Here is a 15113-nt window from a genome sequence, read left to right as displayed (position 1 = left end):
GGTCCGATCCGACGCAACGCCGTCGCCCGATGGGACGATGGAGCGAGCATGAGCGACACCGCCCTGAGCCGGCGCAAGGACGACCATCTGGACATCGTGCTGGATCGGCGAACGGCGCCGGCCACGGTCGCCGGCTGGGAGTACATCCGTTTCGAACACTGCGCATTGCCCGAGTTGGACTTGACGCAGATCGACCTGCGCGCCTCGCTGCTGGGCAAGACCATGCGCGCGCCGCTGCTGATCAGCTCCATGACCGGCGGCATGCCACGCGCCGAGGCCGTCAACCGGCATCTGAGCGAAGCAGCGCAAGCCTTGGGGATCGCCATGTGCGTCGGTTCGCAGCGCGTGAGCCTGCAATCCCGCAACTTCCAGGGGCTGACGCGCGCGCTGCGCCGCCTGGCCCCAGACATTCTCTTGCTGGCCAATATCGGCGCCGCGCAACTGCGCGAGGCCGACGGCCTGGACCTGGCGCGCCGGGCGGTGGATGCGCTGGAGGCCGATGGACTCATCGTCCATCTCAATCCGCTGCAGGAAGCGGTACAGCCGGAGGGCGACCGGGACTGGCGCGGCGTCCTGGCGCAGATCGCTCGCGCCGCGCGCAGCGTGGGCGTGCCGATCGTGGCCAAGGAAGTGGGGGCGGGCCTGTCCGCCTCGGTGGCCTGTGCGCTCGTCGAGGCGGGCGTGGCGGTGATCGATGTCGCCGGCGCCGGCGGCACCAGTTGGGCCGCGGTGGAGGGCGAGCGCGCCCGCGATGCTGCCGACCGTGCAGTGGCGATGGCGTTCGCCGATTGGGGGATTCCGACCCCGGCCAGCGTGCAGGCGGTACGTCGGGCGCTGCCAACGGTGAAGCTGATCGCGTCGGGCGGGATCAGCGACGGCGTCGACGTGGCCAAGGCCATCCACCTGGGCGCGGACATCGCCGGGCAGGCGGCCGGCGTGCTGCGCGCGGCGACGGTGTCCACCGAGGCGGTTGTCGCACATTTCGAGATCGTCATCCGCCAGTTGGCCGTCGCCTGCTTCTGCACCGGCTCGGCTGATCTGGCGGCGCTGCGTCAGGCGCGATTGTTGCCCTCGGCGCATCTGCCCGCCGGTTGATGCCGGCGTCGCCCGCACGTGGCGGCGGGCGCCTAGCACGCTGCTGAAATACCTACGCCAAACATAGACTACTGATCCACCTTGGCGAAGCGGTTCGATGCGCGGGAGCGATGTGTTCATGGAGCAGCTGTTCACGATGAAGCGGTTGGAGGATTTCGTTCCAGCCGATCATCCACTGCGCCCGATCCGGCTGATTTGTCGAAATCCTATTCTCTCTTGAGCCGGTGTCGTAGAAAGCGACCCATACCTAACAGTGCATGTACATTTAACAGAAGCGCTGTTAAATAGGGGCATGGTGTTAGAAAGAATTCCTGCCGCGCGGTTAGAAGCGCTCGCTCAGGCGGCGGAAGCGTATGTCCAGCACGCCTTCGGGCGGCGGCTCGAACTCACGCCGATAGCGCCTACAAACGTCCCACACTTCGTGCTTGACCGCTACATGTTGTGGGAAGGGTTGCTGGACGGTCGCACTCTGGTTGTCATGGCGATTTGCGAACCCCGGCAAGGCGCCACAACGGATTACCTCAAGCATCGTGATCTTGTCCGTCGCCAACTTGGCGTCGATCTCATTCTGCTGCTGCTTGACCATGTGCCGAACGCCGTCCGGCGCCAGATGGTGGAGCGGCAGATCGGCTTCATCGCGCCGGGTGCGCAGCTTTATGTCCCGGAAGCATTGCTCGACCTGCGCGAGCGAGCGCGGACGACCGCGATCGCCCCCGCAGACCAGATCAGCCCTACTACGCAATTGGTGCTCCTCGCGGTCCTGCAGGGTATCGCCCTTGAGGAGGAACACCTCACCGACCTTGCCGAGCGACTCCATGTGTCGATCATGAGCATAAGCCGAACACTTGATGAGCTTGAGGCACTCCAACTTGCAAAGGCTCGCCATGTCGGCCGACAACGCCGTCTGCACATGCTTCTGGGTGGTCACGAACTATGGGAGGCAATCCAAGAGCGGTTGCAATCCCCAGTGCGCAAGGTTCGCCTTGTTAGTGGCCGGGTCGAAAACCAAATCGCACCGCTCGCTGGCGAGAGCGCGCTTGCCCGCTACACCATGTTGGCGGCGCCAAGGGTCCAGACGCGCGCCATTCTGTCGATGCGTTGGAAGCGCCTCAAGGAGAGGCTCGCACTCAGCCCAGCCACGGCGTTCGATGACGACCGGTTAGAGATTCAGACCTGGACCTACGACCCGCAGATCCTCGCGCGGGATGCTGTCATAGATCGGCTCTCGCTGTATCTCAGTGTTCGGGGGAGCACGGACGAACGCGTCGCGCAAGCGGCGGAAGAACTATTGGAGAGGTTTGAATGGTGATCGGGGTGGACCGCTTCCGCGCTCATTTCGCGGGCCATGAACATCAATATGTGCTGATCGGTGGTGCCGCCTGCGAGCTTATCATGAACGAGGTCGGCCTGGACTTCCGCGCCACCAAGGATCTCGACATCGTGCTGATCGTCGAGGCGCTGGACGCTGCCTTCGCGGAGCGCTTCTGGGCCTTTGTCGAGCACGGTGGGTACGAGATCAGAGAGCGAAGCCAGGGGGAGAAAGTCCTCTACCGCTTCCAGAAGCCGAAGACCGAAGATTTCCCTGCCATGCTCGAGCTGTTCTCGCGGTCGCCCGAAGGGCTGACGCTTGCCGAGGACTCGCATCTTACGCCGCTTCCTATCGACGAAGCGGCCGCGAGTCTGTCGGCGATCCTGCTCGACGAGGACTATTACGCCTTTCTCAAGTCGATGGTGCGCGATGCCGGCGGCATCCCGGTGCTCAACGAGGCAGCGATCATCCCGTTCAAGGCCCGCGCGTGGCTCGACCTTAGCTGGGAGCGCGATGCGGGCGGCAAGGTTGACGAAAAGAACATCAAAAAACATCGCAACGACGTGGCACGGCTGCTGCAAGTCTTAAGCCCCGAAGCCAGCTATCCGCTGCCCGAGACCGTTGCAAAAGACATGCGGGCGTTCGTCGAGCTGGCGACAGCGGAGGTCGATTATAACCCCGAGCAGTTTAAGGTGAATATGACGCGAGAGGATGTTGCAGACCGGATCCGTGCCGCCTACCAGCTCTGATGGCATCCCGCGGTCATCTCCGTCTATCTCTTCAGAGCTAGAAAATCCCGGATGTTAGCGAATGTATCTGGATCGTAGATTGCAGCCCTTAGATGCTCCCGTAGCGACTGATCATCCCGGAACAACTTCACCATGTCGCGAATGAGAAATTCAGCCAATTTTCCAGTCCTACCGCTGAATTGGCTATCTAGTAGGTGGCGCAGATCTTGCCATGAGAGATCGTCCATTCTGCCACCTGAGATTTGTCGGGCACTTTAGCAGAAGCGCCGTCGTTCGGCCCCAGCCGTCACCTCCTCACCCAAGCGTTAGAAGCTTTTTCCGAGCTCCGCGGTAGCAAGAGTCTCCGTGATCGGGCTTATGGGATCGAACTCCTCCTGCTCGTGCACGAGACCACTCGTGGTGAGGAGGTCCGCCAAGCCCGCGATCGCGCTTGCGAGCATGTCGCCGACAGGACCGGCCACACCCGGTGCGGGTCTCCCGAAGCGGCGGAGCAGTTCGACGTTCATCATATGGGCGCGCAGCGGAATGTCGACACCGGCAAGATGTCTTTCGAGGTGCCGGAAGATTCGGACCCCTCCGGCGTCCATATCTCCCCAGTGAAACGTCGGCACCTGCGCTTGGGCCGCCAGCCTTGTGACCGTCGCGAGCGTCGGTCGCGAAGGGAAGCCACCGGAATAGATGACGAGGGCCCGTTCGGACCGTGCGACCTCCCGAATGTGCCGGACGAATGACGCGAAGTTCTCGATCGTCAGGACGTAGTCGGGCTTCGTCAGGAGACTGATCCCGCCGGCGCAGTCGGTAGGTATTCCGACATAGGGCATCGCCGGAAAGGACCGCCCGTCCAGCGATACGTCACCGTGCAGCAGGATTGGTTGCGGCAACCGCCTGATACCGGCGCTGGCAAGCAGTTCCTCCGGATCGAGGCGAGTCTGCTCCTCCATGCCCACGAAGATCTTCGCCATTGCTGCGGCGACTTGCCGAACATTCTTCTCCAGCGCTTTACTGTCGCCGACCGTCAACCGCGAGAACGTCCGGAAGTCCTGCTCCCCCTGCGGATCGCCCGACATGCGACCGCGTGCTGCGATGGCGAGGCCGATCACGTTTGCAAGCGTTCGCCCGTCTCCATTCCGAATTCCGATGTGGGAAACGCCCCGCGTCCAGGCCGCGACGGCGTCATCGATCAAACTGGCGGCGCCGGCCGGCAGCCCCGGCTGCGACCGCAGTTCTGAGACGGCTCGGTATGCCAGTTCGCCAGCCGGCCGTCGTTCGACCTTGCGGTAGAGCACCCCGGCATCCTTCAGCCTTGCACCGGTCACCCGACGCTCCGTCTTCGGGCCGGTTTGGACCAGCTCGATCCCGCCTGCTCGCTCTAACGCTGCGAGTTCCTCATCGAAGGCGTCCCGCAGGTCCATGTTGGCGAAGCCGTCATTGTCAATCAAGGCGATCAGGTTTCGCACGGCGGGGTTGCGTTCATGCCGCGTGAGCAGATCGTCGATGAGTGAAATGACGGTCGAAAACCCGCGCCGTCTCATTCGGCCGCCTTCGCCTCGAGACCAAGCCGCTCCGCGAGTTCGTCATCCGTCGCGTGCTGGGGGTTGATGGCGCGCATCTCCTCGCGGACGCGGTCCTTGACCCGGATGGATTCGGCGAGGGAAACGTCGCCGCTGCGGAATACGTCGATGATGTAGTCCAGGTTCTCGTAGACGACCGCGCGTTTCTCGGTCGGCGCGGCGATGACGACCTGAAGGCCGATCGCCCGGTAGAATTCGAGCAGCGTCCGCTGGTTGGGACCATCCATCTTGCTGAAGGCCTCGTCGAACACCGCAAGCCCTATTCCAAGATCGCTTGGAGCGGTTGCCTGGCGGACGCCGTGGTAGGCGCTGGCGAGGGCCGCTCCGATGACGACGTAGAACGGCACCTGGCGTTCGGCACCGCTGGCCACGCCGCGTCGGCGGTCGAAGCTCGTCGTCCGCCCGGTGGCGACGTCGCGCATCCTGAGATCGTACGTGAAATAGCTGCGGTAGTCCTGAAAGATGGTAAAGTCGAAGGACTCGTCGGCGAGAAGCTGTTCTATCTGCCTGAGCGCCCGCGCGTGCCGCTCGTCGCGAGGCTCGGCCCGGCCGAACAGAGCATCCAGCACGCGCTCGTCGGCCTCACTGTCCTTGGCGAGATGATAGAGGTCGTCGAACTCCGGTTTGACGAGCTCCGCCAGACGATAGATCTCACCGTGAAGGGGGCGTGTGCGGAGCGCCGCCGAAAGCTTCTCCATCTCCGAATGAAGCTGCCCGAAGCGGCTGTTCAGCTCATGAATGAAGGTCGTCTTGAAGAGACGTGAAACCCGATCTGCCGCCTCGTCCGCTTGCTCGCGGTACCGGATGAGTTCGTTGTCTTCCAGCATCGCAATGCCGTCTGACACCCACGGTTTCACCGTGCCGATGATCGGCACGTCCGCATAGCCCTCGAGTGCGTCGGGGAAGTCGATGGCATACCTCCCAAGGGCCGCCCTGATGTCGTGACTGAGCTCTCGATACCCCTGCTTCGCATCGTCCGCAGCCTTCTCCATGTCGGAAGCAATCCTGGCCGGATTTCTAGCGGGATGCCCCCTATATCGCTGTCGGAGCGATCGCATTTGTGCCGCGGAGGTCACGACACTGCGGAACTGTCGACGGCGATGGGCGAGGCACAGGTAAGAGCCGACGCTCTGCTCGCCCGCGCCCAGCCTCTCCTTGACCTCCTCAATCTTCGTTCTGAGCGACGCGCGACTATCGATCAGTTCATCGCGATCTGTCTTGAGGCTGTTCAATAAGGCCTGCAACCGCTTCTCCGCGTCGAGTAGTTCAGGGTCGACCTGGGCCGATATCCGATCGAGTCGGCGCCGCGCGTCGGCACGCCTGTCTGCCAGATCCCCCAGCGCCAATGTGAGCGCTTCCAACTTGTCTTTTTCATCGACCGGTCTGCTGCAATCCTCGAGCCGCCGCATCGCGTCCTCGAAGAAGCGTTTCTTCTCAAGATGAATCCTCAAAAACTGCGAACGCTGTTCGATCCGCTCCCGGAGCGTGGTCTCCATCAGTGGTGCCGCAGCCCGCCCAATCTTAAGGCCGTCCGGTCGGCGCATTTCGGTGATCAGGCCGTCGTAATACGCACCATCGGCCATTACTGCGCGGCCGCTGCATAGAAGCTCATCCTGGTTCTCCGCAAGCCGAACGTTGCCTATCCTGAAGACTACGAACGCCATGGCCAGCTTATCGTCGCTGCGGATCATCGAAGCTAGCGTACCGCCCTCGGGCACGGTGGATCTCGACTGGAGCTTGCGGGTGTTGGCTACGCGGCATCCCGGATAAGCGTCGCGTCCATGCCGCAGGATCTCGGTCGCACGGTACGCGTGCTCTGGATCAACAATAATGGCCTCGCGGTCGCGGGTGAGCAGCGCCTCTAGCGCATTGCGCCACCGTTCGTCGACGATGTCAGCGACTTCACAGAGTGTGCGTGGCGTCATGCCTTCGCGTCGCAGGGCCTCCATAAGTCTCGAAGTTGCGGCATTAAGGGTGATCTGTCCCCGTCTGGCGTTGGCAAGCTGCTTGCTATCCTCGGCTGCCTCAGCCTCAAGTTGCTTGACCCAGACGATGGCCTCGTCTCGTTGGTCGGTCGCCTTTTCCATCCGGGCGCTCGCGGCTTCTGAGACTGCACCCAGCAGTTGGTCCATCTTCGCCGGATCGCGTGGCCAACCGGGCGGCGCGATCCCACGGCTGGCCTCTTCAACGCGCTCGAGCGCACGGAACAATTCGCCTGGGTTTATGACGCTCAGCTTGTCGCGCAAATCCAGGAGTTGGATCGCGCGCGCAGCGCTGAGGTGCCGAGTCAGGAGGCGCTCCATGACGCCCGCATGGTCCCGCTCCAGCCCTCTAATCTCCTGCTCAACGATGGCGCGTTGTCCCTGCGCGCCGGTCGCAGCGAGCTGTCGCTGGACGGATGCGAGCGCCTCGGTCTGATGTTCCATTTCTTCCTCTATCCGCGCAAAATCCTCCATGACCACGTGAATCTCGTGCGCCTTCGACCTTTTTTCACCGATATTCGTCAACAGCCTGGCGAATCCTTCGACCAGCAGGGCGGTCCTCCCAATCGCGCGGCAGGTAAGTTCCTCGGCGAGAAGCCGGTCGAATTCCTCTATCTGGGCGCGGATTGCGCGAAGCGCCTCCAATCTTCGATTGAGGTCGGCAATGGTCTTCTGGATCTCGCGGTAGCGGCGGATAGAATCGCGTAGCTCGGCGATGTCGATCGGCTTGGGCTCGAGCAGGTAGCGGTGCACGAACTGCTCGACAGACGAGATGTCCGTGAAGGAAAGCGCGGCCACGAAAGTGCGGACAAACCGCTCGGGATCCGACGCGCGGCGCCCTGTGAACAGCGCGCGCATGTACTCGCGAATGAACGTCTTGGCGTCGTCCGGCGTGAGAAGCTGACCGCCCATTTCACTGCAGGCCTGGTCGAGCCGACGGCGGACGACAGGCCACACGGTCGGCCGGGACGCGTCTTCGCTGATATCCAGCAGCATCGAGGTGTCGACGCTAATACCCTCGGCGACGAACCGTCCCAGTACCTCTGTCTGTTGTCCGCGGGCGGCCTCAATGGACAGCCCGAGACTCACAGGCATCCGCCGCCTTTCCGTGTCCTCGAAGACAAGCGCGATGTGGCTTCTAGCCTGGTTCCTGAGGAAAATGTCCTGGTTGAGTTGCCCGAGACAGTAGCCCCCGAGCGTGCGGTCCGAACGGCCGCTGCTCTCGCCAGCGGACCGGTTGAACCGGTACAGACGCGACGAACCGCCGGCCATGATCGCCTGTATCAGATCGATTATTGTGGACTTGCCGGATCGGTTCTGGCCGAGGATGGCCGCATCGCCGGCCAGATCGAGGTCGGCCCGTACCATCATGTGCCAGTTCACTAGGACGATGCGCCGCAGTTCCATCATGCCTCGCCTCCCACGACCTGATCGTCTGCGTCGGGCGTGGTGGCGACTGGACGCGACAAGATCTGCTCGAGCGACGCGACGAAGTCGTCGCCGGCGACGCTAGTGACGAGCGCGCGAATGTCGAGATCCATATTCTGCGCGTCCGCGTCGAACTCACCGAGGCGAACGATCGCCTTGCGTTCGAGCATCCGGAGCACGTCGCGGAACTCGTTTGGCGCAAGCGCCGCGCGCCGGCTGCCGGCGACTATCCCCTGATAGGCCGCATACGCCTCGTTGAGTGTCGTGCGGGTGGTTCCGTTGGTGTAGATTTCGCCGAGTTGGAGTGCCTCTTCCCAGAGCCGTCGCATGATGAGTAACGCGATCGTCTCATCAATGCGCAGCCGCGGCAGCGCCGTGCGCTCCGGATCGGGCAAGATCCCCGCCCAGCCCTCGGTCTCCCGGTGGACGAGACGGTAGCCGCCAACATCAAAGTAAGCCTCGACAAGCTTTGCGAGTTCCGACCGGTGCAGCGTTTCCAGCAGCGTCGCGGCCCCACGGTCTTCCACGTGGACGAACTGGTTTCGCATCAGATGTGCGATGAGTTGCGTGACCTTTAGGAAACCGCGCGGGTTCGAGTTTTCGAGGGCGTTGAACTCAAGCAGCATGCCCGACCTCGAGAGTGATGCTGTCGTCGAGGCGCTTCACATGAAAGCCGCCGCAGTCCAGCCACTCGTTTGACACTGCGTCGTCGGACACCACGAACTCGAACCGGTCCTTAAGCGTCTTCGCGAGCCGCGAGTCGGCGTCGGCACCGAGGCCGCCGGCGACCATCACTCGGATGGCTTCGAAGGCCAGGAAATCATCGACGGTCTCGATTCTCAAATAAGCCGCCGTGGTCTCGCTAAAGGGCCGTACCCGTCTTTCGAGGAAACGGCTAACCTTTGCCGGCGAGATGGTCAGGCGATCCAAGTATTCCCGCTCGAGCTGACGCCTGAATTCGCGTATCGGATCTGGCGGCGGAAGGGCAAGGTCGGCGTCGGCGATCTCCGGCCGCGAGCCGCGCGGCTTCGCGAGGAGCTCGGGCGCAACCACGGTCATCCGGGGCTCAATCAATCCTCGTACCGCAAGATCGTCCATGCCCCGCGAGAGAGCATCGTCGAGCCCCTGGATCACATGCTCGCTGCGTTGGAGGAAGTTGGTCCGGCGCCCTGCGTACCTGACCACGTTACGCAGCCGCGTCTCGAGCCTGGACCGGTGCTGCTGGATCGCCTCGAAGGATTCCTCGATCCGTTCGAACACGCGGCGAATCCGGAACAGGTCCTCCTGCACGAGGTCGCGCGCCGCTTGCCCATCGGGAACGAGCCGGGATTCTAGATACGCGTCGGCTACGGCGGCCAAGTCAATCTCGGAATCCTCCAACTCGTCGAGCGAGGCGAGAATGGTCCGCCGATGCCGATAGGGATGCGCCGTGGTCGAGATGGACGTGTAATCTCGCAGGAGCACCCGCTCGACGAAGTCCTCGAAGTAGTGTCGCAGCCGCTCGGCAAGCGTGTCCGAGGAGAGCACCTGCCGATCAACCTCCCGCAGGGCCGCGAGCACGCTTCTCATGTAGCGTCCGAAACGTGCCGAGTCATGGGCGGCCTTGTTGAGGCCGAGAGCGTTCTCCGCCGGTTTCTCCCGCACCGCACGGATCGCATTCCTCACCTCCACCACAAGGCCGCCGAGTTGCTCGGCGCCGCCCTCCTTCAAGGAGCACAGGAATTCGGCGAGACGCATCGCTCCGGACGGCATCTCTACGGTTGTCTTGAGGCCATAGCTCGCCTCGTCCAGCCATCCCGTCTGCAGCATCCGGTTGTAGATGTGCCGGGACTGGCTGATCGCGGTCCCGGTGGCTTGATTGTCCACGCCTAGGACGCGTCGACGCCTGACCCGCCGACCGGTCCGCGTCACGAGGCGGTCGAGATCGACGGCGGCTTCGTCCTCGGCCCAGAGGCTAGGCTCCCTCGTGATGCAGTTGTAGATCACGCCGACTACCTCTGCCTCGGTCGGGAACAGGAGGTCGGACCGGTAGAAGTCGTCGTAGACGGCGAGGATCGCACGCTCATATAGCAGCCGGTTCCCGCCAGAAAACACCGTGAAGATGTCTGGGCCAAGTTGACCGAAAAGTTGCGGACGCGACGCATCCGATACTGAAGATACTGCGGAACTTGCCAAGATTCCCACCCCGATCAGGAAGTTGACGGGAGCCCGTCTGAAGGTCAAGTGCTTAAAGATGATGCCTGCCGGTAAGGCAAGGAAAATGGTTCACCGCTTCGGGCAATGATGAACAAAACGGACGTTTTTCGGATATTGGATATCAGCGTTGGCGCCAGAATGCTGCGTAAAGCGGCCATCTACCCGCTTCCCTCTGCTCTTTTCGGGGCATCAACGCGGTCTAGAGAGTTTGGCTGGTAGCTCGAGGCGCTCGCGCGAAGCAGTAGAGCCTTTTTCAAGGAGATCCGTCTGCGGGATTTTGAGCATGTGCGCGTGAACTATGACAGCGATTTCGGGCTCAACGGAATACCCTTACATGCCCCAATTGTCGAGGTTATCGGCGCGATTGCGCCGGCTACTGGGACCGCCGATAGGAGCGTTGCTCTGAATAGATTACTTGGAAACGGAGCTTGTGTTGCTGTGTAACAAACTGAGTAACAGGGACCGAAAAAAGATCAATATTTTCCATGCGAGGGCTAGGAGGTCGAAAGACGCTCCGTCATTCGATCTGTCGGAAATGCGCGAGGTCGCCGAGATGCGCAGCCCCTGAAGTGCCAGCCCTTGGCCAAGCGGTGCCGCGCCGGACCCGGGCCATTCTGGATGCCGCCGAGGAAACGAGCCGGCAGCAAAAAAGGCAGGCATCAGGGCCTGGGAACTGGGAAGGCGGTGGGCAACCGACACTACTGCCGGGTTGTCGAGTGAGCGACACAGGTTGTTCGGCTTGGCTCCTGCTCTCACCATCATTCAAGTTATTGAATAGTATCGAGAACACTTTTTCTGAGGCTTTCCTGCTCAGTTGGCACGACTTTTGATGCTTCCTTCTAGATGGCGGCAGAGCTGCCGACCGATGTGACGTCGTGGTGATATCGCGATCGGTGGAACGAAGGGAGGAAAGCAGCATGCCACATCTGCGTCGGGTGTGTTCACTATCGCAAAAAGGGCGTCACCTGCGGAATCCGGGCGGCAATAGAAGCGAAGATGTCTCTACGCTTCGTGATCTCATTTGCATCCGTGACGGACCGTCATTCCTTATGGAAGCCCATGACGCGCTCTCCGCGGCGATCGCGCAGCGGTCCGGTTTCAAGGCGCTTTGGGCGTCCGGCCTCTCGATCTCCTCCAGCCTCGGCTACCGCGATGCGAACGAGGCCTCTTGGACCCAGGTGGTCGACGTCGTGGAACGGATGGCGGACGCAGCGGAAATTCCAATCCTTGTCGACGGAGATAGCGGATTCGGCAATTTCAACAATGCCCGTCTGGTCGCTCGCAAGCTGCGGCAGCACGGCGCGAGCGGCGTTTGCCTCGAAGACAAGGCGTTCCCGAAGATGAACTCCTTCGTCAGGGACCGCCATCCGCTGGCGGAGATCGGCGAGTTCTGCGGTCGCCTGAAGGCGGTCAAGGATCAGGTTCCGGATCCGGAGTTCGTTCTCGTCGCTCGAATCGAGGCGCTGATCGCCGGATACGGTCAGCAGGAGGCGCTTGCACGAGCGCACGCCTATGCGGACGCTGGCGCCGATGCGATCCTGATTCACTCCTGCAAGTCCGATGCGGAGGAGATCTTCACCTTCACGCGAGCCTGGCAGAACCGACTGCCCGTCGTGATCGTACCGACAAAATACTACCGTACGCCCGTTGCTGATTATCGCGCGGCCGGTATTTCCACGGTCATCTGGGCCAACCACAACCTGCGCGCCGCGATTTCGGCGATGCGTCAGGTGTGCGACCGCATCATCCAGGAGGAGAGCATTGCCGGTGTCGAAGGTGAAGTCGCGACGCTCGACGAGCTGTTTGAACTGATGAACTACGGCGAGCTCTCAGCGGCAAAAGAGAAATACCTTCCGCGGGCAGTGGACGGCCAAGGACCGCAGCGAGAGGTTCCTTCGAAAAGGATGGATGGAGACGCGCATGTTGGCGCAACGGACAAACTTGTTTAAATCGTCGGGAACCGCGGCCGCCCGCGCCGCGGCGAAGGCTGCCGCTGATGCTGGGATGGAGATTGTTGATCTCACGGCCGGCGAGATCTGGAGCGATCTGGCCCCGACGATCCGGGACGGAGCGATCGAGGCGATTCGACAAGGCCTGAACCGCTACACTGACACCATCGGCTCGATGGAGTTGCGCGAGGCGCTGGCACGGAAGGTATCGGTCGAAACGGGGCAGCTCTGGCGGGCCCACGAGATCGCTGTGACGAACGGCGCCAAGCAGGCTCTTTTCAACGTGGCGATGACGCTGATCAATCCCGGCGACCAGGTCATCATTCCCGCGCCCTACTGGACAACATTCCCAGCGCAGATCCAGATCGCCGGCGGCACCCCAGTCCATATCGACACGCGAGGAAACGGCTACGTTCCACGGATCGACGACATCCAACGCGTCATCACGCCGCTGACCCGGGCCATCGTCGTCAACACGCCCGCCAACCCCAGCGGCGCCGTCTACGACGCGGAGACTCTTTCGGGCATCGCCCAGCTGGCGATGGATAAAAACCTCTGGATCATCTTCGATGAATGTTACGGCCCTTTCACCCATGATGGCCATCGGCATCATCCGGTTGTGTCACTGACCCCCGAGGTCCGGGCCCGGACGGTGATCGTCAATGCCTTCTCCAAAAGCCTGGCCCTCACCGGCTGGCGCGTTGGCTATCTCGCTGCGCCGAAAGAACTGATCTCGGCTGTCAAGGCGCTTCAGTCGCACACGACATCGAACCCGAATGTCGTTGCCCAGCATGCAGTGCTGCACCACCTCCGTGAGGGAGATGGCGCCTTTGAGGCCCGGCTCAAGTGTCGATTGACGGCGGCGCGGCAGGCTGGGCTTACTGCCCTCTCCGAGCTGCAGCGCGTTCCGATACCTGAAGCACAGGGCGGGTTCTATTTCTATCTCGATCTGTCCGGCCTGTTGCGGCCGACGCTCGCCAATGATGACGCCAGGACAGCCGACGACATCGTGGCCGCGCTGCTCGCCCAAGCCGGCGTGGCCGGCGTGTCAGGCACTGCCTTCGGCGATCCCATGGGGCTCAGGCTCTCCTATGGCGTTCCGCCGAAGCAACTCGAGGTGGGCCTCGAGCGTGTGGTCGGCGTCCTTAACGGCTGGAACCGAAAGAATCGTCGCAGCAAGCAAAATAGAAGGGCTTAGACCCATGACTGCAATTGGTCCGAGAGAGGCGGTGATTCTTGCCGCCGGGTTTGGCTCGCGCCTGCGTCCGCTCACCGATCTGCGGCCGAAGCCGCTGGTCGAAGTCAACGGCACGCCGATCCTTCACAACGCCTTGCAGAACCTCGAGGCAGTCGGCGTAAGGGAGGTGACGATCGTTGTCGGCTATCGCAAAGACGCGATCCAATATTCCTGCGGCCGACGCTTCGGTAGGCTCGATATCAATTATGTCGAGTCGACGGTCTTCGACCGCACGGGCAGCGCCTATTCACTCTGGCTGGCACGCGACGCGTTACTCTCGGGAGACTGCTATCTTCTTGAGGGCGACGTCTTCTTTGAGGAAGACGCGCTTCGGCGCTTGACGATAGATGACGCGGCGAATTCAGCCGCAGTAGCGCCTTTCCATCCGTCGATGGAGGGCTCTGCAGTAATTTTGTCCGAAGGCGGATTTATTTCCGAGTTTCGGCTTAAACAAACAGCTGCGGACCTGGTTTCCGGCGGCCCGGCTCTCTTCAAGACAGTGAATCTCATGCGCTTCTCCGACGCGACACTGCGCACGATAATCGTGCCTGCCCTTGATGATCTCATCGGTTCCGGTGCGATCAAGGCTTACATGGAGGAGTTTCTTGCTCATCTTATCGAAAGCCGCGGCCTCCGGCTTGCGGCTGCCCGCTGCGATGAGCTGCGATGGTACGAGATAGACAGCGAGGCCGATCTAAGGACTGCGGAGAACATATTCTCACCCTTATGCGGATCGCCTTCTCCGGCATCAAATCGCGTCGAGATAGGATCGGACGGCTTCCAATGATTATCTATCTTTCAGACCGCGCAAACCAGATCACGATGCTTGGCCTCCTGGCATCAGGAACCGCGCTCTATTTTGCGCAATCGGGCAAACCGGAGCTTGCAATCGCAGCAGCGCTCTGGGCGGTCTTAGCAGACCATTTCGACGGAGTGGTCGCGAAGCGAACGAAAAACCGGTCAGCAGAGACGGCCAGTATGGGGAAGAGTCTGGATGGATTTGCTGATCTCCTGTACGGCGCCGTCATTCCGGCTGCGGTACTCATGCAAATCGGAACAGGCGGTGTCTTGCCGTTTGTAACGGGGCTCGCTCTAATACTCGCTGGTGCTTTGCGATTAAGTTATTTCAGCAATTTCGGGATGTCCACAAAAGGGTATTTCACCGGCGTTCCGCTTTCCTACGACGTTCCGCTCATGGCAGTTCTTCTGCTTATCGCAGCGTGGATTCCTGTCCCACTGTGGAACAATGCTACATGCGGACTCTTCTTGTTGCTCGCTGTTCTGCACGTGCTGCCCATCGCCGTGCCAAGTATGAATCGCGCAATGTATGCAGTGGTCAGCTCCGGCGAGCGCGAAAGCGTCGGCCTTCCGCTGAACTGGCGGAACTTAATGATGGAGGCTCGGTGATTCTGTCGCAAACGGAATGGCAGCCATATCTGGCACGAAGCCCTCTCTTTTTCGGGAGCGCGCTTGTATGTTCAAAGGCTGTCATTTCGACCGATCAGTGATCTTGCTGTGCCTGCGCTGGTATCTGGCCTACAATCTCGGCCTGCGCGTCCGGAGGAGATGATGGCCGAACGCGGCCTGAACGTCGACC

Annotated in this window: 11 protein-coding genes and 1 pseudogene; 8 read left to right on the top strand and 4 right to left on the bottom strand. The window is 61.7% G+C overall.

Annotated elements, in window-relative coordinates:
* The first annotated feature begins 48 nt into the window (after positions 1-48).
* From fni to AC0L2Z_RS29705, 3 genes are all read left to right on the top strand, one after another.
* On the top strand, positions 49-1095 hold the full coding sequence (gene fni / locus AC0L2Z_RS29715) for a type 2 isopentenyl-diphosphate Delta-isomerase (RefSeq protein ID WP_473630034.1): 1047 nt from the start codon (positions 49-51) through the stop codon (positions 1093-1095).
* A gap of 292 nt (positions 1096-1387) precedes the next feature.
* Entirely contained in the window at positions 1388-2404 is a 1017-nt protein-coding gene (locus AC0L2Z_RS29710) for a helix-turn-helix domain-containing protein (RefSeq protein WP_065010988.1), read from the top strand.
* On the top strand, positions 2398-3153 hold the full coding sequence (locus AC0L2Z_RS29705) for a hypothetical protein (RefSeq protein WP_065010987.1): 756 nt from the start codon (positions 2398-2400) through the stop codon (positions 3151-3153). Before AC0L2Z_RS29710 ends, AC0L2Z_RS29705 begins: the two co-directional genes overlap by 7 nt.
* Before the next feature lie 305 nt (positions 3154-3458).
* Here the strand turns inward: AC0L2Z_RS29705 and AC0L2Z_RS29700 are convergent, their stop codons facing one another.
* From AC0L2Z_RS29700 to AC0L2Z_RS29685, 4 genes are all read right to left on the bottom strand, one after another.
* Positions 3459-4610, bottom strand: coding sequence for a Wadjet anti-phage system protein JetD domain-containing protein (locus AC0L2Z_RS29700; RefSeq protein ID WP_473482518.1), 1152 nt, complete (start codon positions 4608-4610; stop codon positions 3459-3461).
* A 71-nt stretch (positions 4611-4681) separates the two neighbouring features.
* The gene (locus AC0L2Z_RS29695) at positions 4682-8116 is read right to left on the bottom strand and encodes an SbcC/MukB-like Walker B domain-containing protein (protein ID WP_473518161.1); all 3435 of its coding nucleotides are present in this window, start codon (positions 8114-8116) and stop codon (positions 4682-4684) included.
* The gene (locus tag AC0L2Z_RS29690) at positions 8113-8760 is read right to left on the bottom strand and encodes a DUF4194 domain-containing protein (RefSeq protein WP_065010983.1); all 648 of its coding nucleotides are present in this window, start codon (positions 8758-8760) and stop codon (positions 8113-8115) included. The genes AC0L2Z_RS29695 and AC0L2Z_RS29690 overlap by 4 nt, the downstream gene beginning before the upstream one ends.
* Entirely contained in the window at positions 8750-10309 is a 1560-nt protein-coding gene (locus AC0L2Z_RS29685) for a Wadjet anti-phage system protein JetA family protein (protein WP_473482522.1), read from the bottom strand. The genes AC0L2Z_RS29690 and AC0L2Z_RS29685 overlap by 11 nt, the downstream gene beginning before the upstream one ends.
* A 1070-nt stretch (positions 10310-11379) precedes the next feature.
* Between AC0L2Z_RS29685 and aepX the strand changes: the two genes are divergently transcribed.
* The 5 genes and pseudogenes from aepX to AC0L2Z_RS29660 all read left to right on the top strand — a co-directional run.
* The gene (gene aepX, locus AC0L2Z_RS29680) at positions 11380-12279 is read left to right on the top strand and encodes a phosphoenolpyruvate mutase (RefSeq protein WP_473630033.1); all 900 of its coding nucleotides are present in this window, start codon (positions 11380-11382) and stop codon (positions 12277-12279) included.
* Positions 12251-13477, top strand: coding sequence for an aminotransferase class I/II-fold pyridoxal phosphate-dependent enzyme (locus AC0L2Z_RS29675; protein ID WP_473630032.1), 1227 nt, complete (start codon positions 12251-12253; stop codon positions 13475-13477). The genes aepX and AC0L2Z_RS29675 overlap by 29 nt, the downstream gene beginning before the upstream one ends.
* Before the next feature lie 4 nt (positions 13478-13481).
* Complete coding sequence (locus AC0L2Z_RS29670; protein ID WP_473482951.1) at positions 13482-14303, top strand: phosphocholine cytidylyltransferase family protein; 822 nt, start codon at positions 13482-13484, stop codon at positions 14301-14303.
* Positions 14300-14923 carry a CDP-alcohol phosphatidyltransferase family protein gene (locus AC0L2Z_RS29665; protein ID WP_473482949.1) on the top strand — a complete coding sequence of 208 codons (624 nt, stop codon included), beginning with the start codon at positions 14300-14302 and terminating at the stop codon, positions 14921-14923. Before AC0L2Z_RS29670 ends, AC0L2Z_RS29665 begins: the two co-directional genes overlap by 4 nt.
* Before the next feature lie 67 nt (positions 14924-14990).
* Positions 14991-15113: pseudogene (locus tag AC0L2Z_RS29660) on the top strand (IS6 family transposase); the annotation flags it as partial.

The organism is Mesorhizobium sp. WSM4850 (assembly GCF_055811735.1).
This window is presented reverse-complemented; position numbering and strand designations above follow the sequence as displayed.

Excerpts from the sequence above, each read along its gene's own strand:
- fni (WP_473630034.1), top strand. The coding sequence starts at position 49 with ATGAGCGACACCGCCCTGAGCCGGCGCAAGGACGACCATCTGGACATC.
- AC0L2Z_RS29710 (WP_065010988.1), top strand. The coding sequence starts at position 1,388 with ATGGTGTTAGAAAGAATTCCTGCCGCGCGGTTAGAAGCGCTCGCTCAG.
- AC0L2Z_RS29705 (WP_065010987.1), top strand. The coding sequence starts at position 2,398 with ATGGTGATCGGGGTGGACCGCTTCCGCGCTCATTTCGCGGGCCATGAA.
- AC0L2Z_RS29695 (WP_473518161.1), bottom strand. The coding sequence starts at position 8,116 with ATGATGGAACTGCGGCGCATCGTCCTAGTGAACTGGCACATGATGGTA.
- AC0L2Z_RS29690 (WP_065010983.1), bottom strand. The coding sequence starts at position 8,760 with ATGCTGCTTGAGTTCAACGCCCTCGAAAACTCGAACCCGCGCGGTTTC.
- aepX (WP_473630033.1), top strand. The coding sequence starts at position 11,380 with ATGGAAGCCCATGACGCGCTCTCCGCGGCGATCGCGCAGCGGTCCGGT.
- AC0L2Z_RS29675 (WP_473630032.1), top strand. The coding sequence starts at position 12,251 with ATGTTGGCGCAACGGACAAACTTGTTTAAATCGTCGGGAACCGCGGCC.
- AC0L2Z_RS29670 (WP_473482951.1), top strand. The coding sequence starts at position 13,482 with ATGACTGCAATTGGTCCGAGAGAGGCGGTGATTCTTGCCGCCGGGTTT.
- AC0L2Z_RS29665 (WP_473482949.1), top strand. The coding sequence starts at position 14,300 with ATGATTATCTATCTTTCAGACCGCGCAAACCAGATCACGATGCTTGGC.